This window comes from Streptomyces sp. S3(2020) (genome assembly GCF_013044505.1).
Classification (GTDB): domain Bacteria; phylum Actinomycetota; class Actinomycetes; order Streptomycetales; family Streptomycetaceae; genus Streptomyces.
Map to the genome: position 1 here is coordinate 1 of NZ_JABERD010000382.1, position 4861 is coordinate 4861.

Sequence of the window (4861 nt, forward strand, 5' to 3'; positions counted from 1 at the left end):
TCTTGGCGGGGAGCGCCTTGTCCGTGGCGATGGCGGAACAGGCGGTCGTGGCGAGGAGGGCGGCCAGCTGGAGGGCGAGGAGAGGGCGGCTCATGGGTCCACGGGAGCATCGCGGGTGGGGGGCCACCAGCGCGGCGGGCCGTTTGGGGGACCGGTGCCTGGGGGCAGGGCTCGCCGGGGAAGACGAGACGTTCCCCGTCTGGATCAACGCCGGGCGTGAACAGACCGCCGCCCTGCGCATACCTCCTGACAGAGTTGTGCTGACCAGTGATGAGTTCACGCGATCGGGACGAGGCGTCCCGCAGTGAAATCGGTTGCCGAATGTTCGGGCCGTATCCGGTAGCCAAAGTCAGCTGAAATGAAGCCCCGCCGCAGTCTGGCGAGCCCGCGGTGGCGGATTGCGTCCGGTGCCGGGCCAGGGGCGCGGCTCGTTCCCGTGTCCCGGCATCGTGATCTCAAGGGCAGCGAGGAGCCGGACCAGACGCAATGCGTCCACAGAGTCTTGGCAACGTGTCCACAGATCTTGGTTCTGCGTCGACTGTCCTGGTGGGCCCGGCGAGGGCCCGCTAGGTTCGGCTCCGTTGATCGAACATAGGAAACGCCTGGGTGCCGCCGTCGCGGCCCCAGTCTGTTTGGGGGAAATATGAACACTTCCGTTCGCAAGCGGTTGACCAAGTTCCGCGTCGGGGGAGTCGTCGTCGCCGCGACGGCGATGATCGGCCTCGCGGGTTCGCCGGCGTTCGCGCAGACCAACGCGACCGTGTACGGCGAGAGCGCCCGGTCCAACTGTGCGCACAGCTCGAAGGGTGTGTTTACGGCCGAGGGCGAGGCGTTCCACCTGACCGACACCTGTGCCGACGGCTGGGACGCCGTCATGAAGGTCGACGTCGCGCCGTACCGGAGCGGCGGTGGCTACGACTTCACCATCTGGAACACAGGTGGCAACGGCTCGACGAAGAACGTCGACAAGAGCTATGCCGAGGGTACGGGCGTCTGTATCTGGGCGGGCTACGGCGAGGCAAGCTCCGGGGAGTGGACGGGCTTCGGCCCGGGAAGCTGCGGCGTCGCCTGACCCCGCAGGCTACTCGCAGGCACAGACGAGGAAGACGTCCCAGGCGACGGGGGACAACGTGAGCCGGGGGCGTCTTCCTTGCACTTGCGGTCGCGGATGTGGACGGCGTGGGGGCAGGGAGCGACCTCCAGGCACTCGCCGCCCTGGCTGCGCGTTGGTCGTCACCAGGTGAACCCGGTGCCCTCCGTCAGCCAGCAGTTCGACCTGTACGACGGACACCCCGTGCAGATCGAGCAGCAACGTCGTATCGCCGACCAAGCCCGTGGCTCCCGCGTGATCGTTCTGCTTGGAGAAGAGAAATGATCACGCAGGCCCACGGGCGCTCTGCGTCCACGGGACGATCACCACCACGACAGTCACACACCGCCACGTCAGCGCCCGAGACGAGGCACACCGCTCAACTTGCGCGATCCCTTGGTGCCGTTGATCGCCCGGTCGGCCTGCGGTACAGCAGCCGCTCGGGCGTTGTTCATTCATGTAGCGGCAAGCTCGCTTCGTCGTCACTCATCGCCGTGTAGACGGTGAGACAGGATGCGACGACATCGACCTCCGAAGGCCCTGTGATCCGGAGCCGCACCAACTCGGGGAGATCGGCGGAGCGGTCGATGAGACCGGTGGCGTCGTCAGGCCATGGGTGTGGCAGCCGGGGGAGGTAATCCAGCAGGATCTCGTCGATGAAGGAGCTTGGGACCGCGGCCGAATCTCCTGTCTTGATGTGATGGAGACCGGCGAGCGAGATCACGATGTCTGGCTTTTGCGGACCTTCCCTGAGGAAGACATCCACACATTCACCGTCGTCCACTGTCCCGAACGAGACCCGTTCGACGAAGTAGCTCTCACATGGGGCAAGCAGGCGGGCTGCTCTCAGGCAGCGGTTCCTGACAGCGTCCTCGGCCTCGACTGCGTCATTCATGGTGTGAGGCTAGGGCTCTCTCAAGGACTGCACCCCAAGGGGTGCAGTCCCAAGAGCCGCTCGGTGCGCTCCCGGCTCACCGTCGAGTGACGTTCAGGCGCCCTCGACCGTCGTCAGCCACAGCTTCACGTAACGCTCGACATCGACGTCCAGGCCCACGTCCACCAAGGCCAGTTCGCGTTCTCCCTCGTGGATCTCGGCCTCACCGGGGCGAGGACGACGGTCGACGATCGTCTGGCCGCGAGTCGCCCCCGGCGCGAGACTCACCTCGACCGGCAGCAGTTCGGTCGTCAGTCCGCCCGGGTCCACCACCGCGCACACCGCACCCGCGTCCCCGAGACCTCCCGTGGGTGTGGGGTCGCCGGACGTCGCCGGATCACGGTGGGCCAGCAACTCGCCCGCCAGCCGGAGCCGTGGCTCCGGACTCGCCCGCAGTCGTTGGACGTCCGCCGCGGGCACCAGGACGCGGGTGAAGACGTCGAGGCCGTACATGGTGATCGGCACTCCCGCGGTCAGCAGGATTGCCGCCGCTTCCGGGTCGTGCCAGACGTTGAACTCGGCTACGGGTGTGGCGTTCCCGATCTCCACCGCGCCGCCCATGAAGACGATCCGCTCGATGTTGCGGGTGACCTCGGGATGCGTCCGCAGCAGCAGCGCGATGTTCGTCAGCGGCGCCGTCGGAATCAGCGTCACCGGCCGGGGCGACGCGAGGATCTCCCGCCGCAGCAGCGTCACCGCGTCCACGTCGACCGGCCGCCGGGTCGGCGCGGGCAGTCCGAGGTCGCCCATCCCGTCCTGCCCGTGCACATGCTTCGCCGACCGGGCCGGCTCGACCAACGGCCGCCCGGCGCCCCGCGCGACGGGAATGTCACCGGCCCCGGCCTGCTCCAGGACGGTCAGGGTGTTGCGTACGACACCGTCGACGTCGGTGTTCCCGGCCACGCAGGTGATCGCCCGGACGTCGAGGCCCGGATGGCGTACGGCGAACAGCAGGGCCAGGGCGTCGTCGACACCGGTGTCGCAGTCGATGATCACGGGAATGGGCTGGGCGGTCACGATGGACTCCTTCCGTCGGGACCGACCTTACGCAGCCGCCCACAGTTCGGCCCCGCGAGCCTCGACGACCGACCGGACGCGGTGCAGCAGCTCCTCCGCCGGCACCGCCCCCGGTTTGCGTCCGTCTCGCAGCCGTACGGCGGCCAGGTCGCCGTCGGCCTCCCGCGCGCCGATCACCGCGACGTACGGCACGAGCCGTGACCGGCGGATGCGGGCGCCGAGGGTGCCGTGCTCGGGGCCGGCGAGTTCGGCCCGCAGTCCGAGGTCGAGGGCACGGCGTACGGTCTTGTCCGCCTGGTCGTACTGCTCCTCCGAGACGGGCAGCACGACCAGCTGCACCGGTGCCAGCCAGGCCGGGAACGCCCCGTCGTGTTCCTCGATGAGATGCGCGACCGCCCGTTCCACACTGCCGATGACGCTGCGGTGCACCATGACCGGCCGGTGCTTGGCCCCGTCGGCGCCGATGTAGTGCAGGTCGAAGCGTTCGGGCTGGTGGAAGTCGATCTGCACGGTGGACAGGGTGGACTCGCGGCCGGCGCGGTCGGTGATCTGTACGTCGATCTTCGGGCCGTAGAAGGCCGCCTCGCCCTCCACCGCCTCGTACTCGACCCCGTCGAGGACCTGTTCCAGCAGGGCGGTGGCCCGCTTCCACAGGTCCGGGTCCGCCACGTACTTGTCGCCCTTCCCTGGCAGCGACAGCCGGTACCGGGCGGCCCGGATGCCGAGGTCGGCGTAGGCGCGGCGGATCAGGCCGAGGGCGGCGCGGGCCTCCTCGACGGCCTGTTCCAGGGTGCAGAAGACATGGGCGTCGTTGAGCTGGATGGCCCGGACCCGGGTCAGCCCGCCGAGCACACCGGACAGCTCGGAGCGGTACATGCCGCCCAACTCGGCCATGCGGAGGGGGAGTTCGCGGTAGCTGTGCGAGCGGGAGCGGTAGATGAGGGCGTGGTGGGGACAGAGGCTGGGCCGCAGCACGACCTGCTCGCTGCCCAGTTCCATGGGCGGGAACATGTCCTCGCTGTAGTGGTCCCAGTGCCCGGAGATCTCGTACAGCTCCCGTTTGCCGAGCACGGGCGAGTACACATGCCGGTAGCCGGCGACCCGCTCGGCCTCCCGGACGTACTCCTCCAGGGTGTGCCGTACGACGGCCCCGTCCGGGAGCCAGTACGGCAGCCCCGCGCCCATCAGGGGGTCGGTGTCGAACAGGTCGAGCTCTCGGCCGAGGCGGCGGTGGTCGTGGTCGTGGTCGTGGTCGTGGTCGTGGTCGGACATGGCGGTTCCTCTCCGGTTCGGGTGAGAGGGCGAGCCCCGCCGGACAGCAGAAAACCCCGGGGCACTCGCCCCGGGGTTCGCGTCAGTTCGTGGGTCAGCGCGCCGGGACGTGGTCCGGCGTCGTCGTGGGAGACGGGTTGGCGCGCTTCATGGCGGGACCGTAACAGGCAGGCGCGGGCCGGGCGAAACCCTTTTCCCGATCGCCATGACCACGTCCGGAGAGATGCCGCTCACCGCGTAGGCGTTCTCCGAGGACTCCGGCACGGCGGCACCTCCTGAAGCCTCTGAACCGCTCACGACCGTGGCGGGTGCGTAGGTCCCTGGGTGCGTGAACGCCGGGTCCTGATGGGTCGGACCCGGCGTTCATCTCGTCGTACGGGCGATTACGCGCGCGTCGCCTTACGGCGGCGTGTCGCCAGGACGATGCCGGCGCCGCCGGCCAGCAGGGCGGCCGCGCCGAGGGCGATCGGGCCGGTGGCGCTGGAGCCGCCGGTCTCGGCGAGGTCGCCGCCGCCGTTCGGGGTGGCGGCGGCGACCTCGCCGAGACC

6 protein-coding genes are annotated in these 4861 nt (G+C 69.3%); 2 read left to right on the forward strand and 4 right to left on the reverse strand.

Translation table 11 applies throughout. The features are described 5' to 3' along the window. The first annotated feature begins 643 nt into the window (after positions 1 to 643). On the forward strand, positions 644 to 1072 hold the full coding sequence (locus tag HLK59_RS48090; RefSeq protein ID WP_171148005.1) for a hypothetical protein: 429 nt from the start codon (positions 644 to 646) through the stop codon (positions 1070 to 1072). Between the two features lie 177 nt (positions 1073 to 1249). Beyond that, positions 1250 to 1375 (forward strand): hypothetical protein, encoded by a 126-nt coding sequence (locus HLK59_RS52240; RefSeq protein ID WP_277349592.1) that lies wholly within the window; start codon positions 1250 to 1252, stop codon positions 1373 to 1375. 166 nt (positions 1376 to 1541) lie between these two features. Here the strand turns inward: HLK59_RS52240 and HLK59_RS48100 are convergent, their stop codons facing one another. From HLK59_RS48100 to HLK59_RS48115, 4 genes are all read right to left on the reverse strand, one after another. After that, a complete protein-coding gene (locus tag HLK59_RS48100) occupies positions 1542 to 1985 on the reverse strand; it encodes a hypothetical protein (protein ID WP_171148006.1) in 444 nt (147 codons plus the stop codon). Positions 1986 to 2078: 93 nt separating this feature from the next. Further along, complete coding sequence (locus HLK59_RS48105) at positions 2079 to 3041, reverse strand: nucleoside hydrolase (protein ID WP_171148007.1); 963 nt, start codon at positions 3039 to 3041, stop codon at positions 2079 to 2081. A 27-nt stretch (positions 3042 to 3068) separates the two neighbouring features. Further along, positions 3069 to 4313, reverse strand: coding sequence for a threonine--tRNA ligase (gene thrS / locus HLK59_RS48110; RefSeq protein ID WP_171148008.1), 1245 nt, complete (start codon positions 4311 to 4313; stop codon positions 3069 to 3071). A 383-nt stretch (positions 4314 to 4696) separates the two neighbouring features. After that, a partial coding sequence (locus tag HLK59_RS48115; protein WP_171148009.1) for an LAETG motif-containing sortase-dependent surface protein occupies positions 4697 to 4861 on the reverse strand: 165 nt, incomplete at its 5' end.

Coding starts and splice junctions, on each gene's coding strand:
- HLK59_RS48090 (WP_171148005.1), top strand. CDS start 644: ATGAACACTTCCGTTCGCAAGCGGTTGACCAAGTTCCGCGTCGGGGGA.
- HLK59_RS48100 (WP_171148006.1), bottom strand. CDS start 1,985: ATGAATGACGCAGTCGAGGCCGAGGACGCTGTCAGGAACCGCTGCCTG.
- thrS (WP_171148008.1), bottom strand. CDS start 4,313: ATGTCCGACCACGACCACGACCACGACCACGACCACGACCACCGCCGC.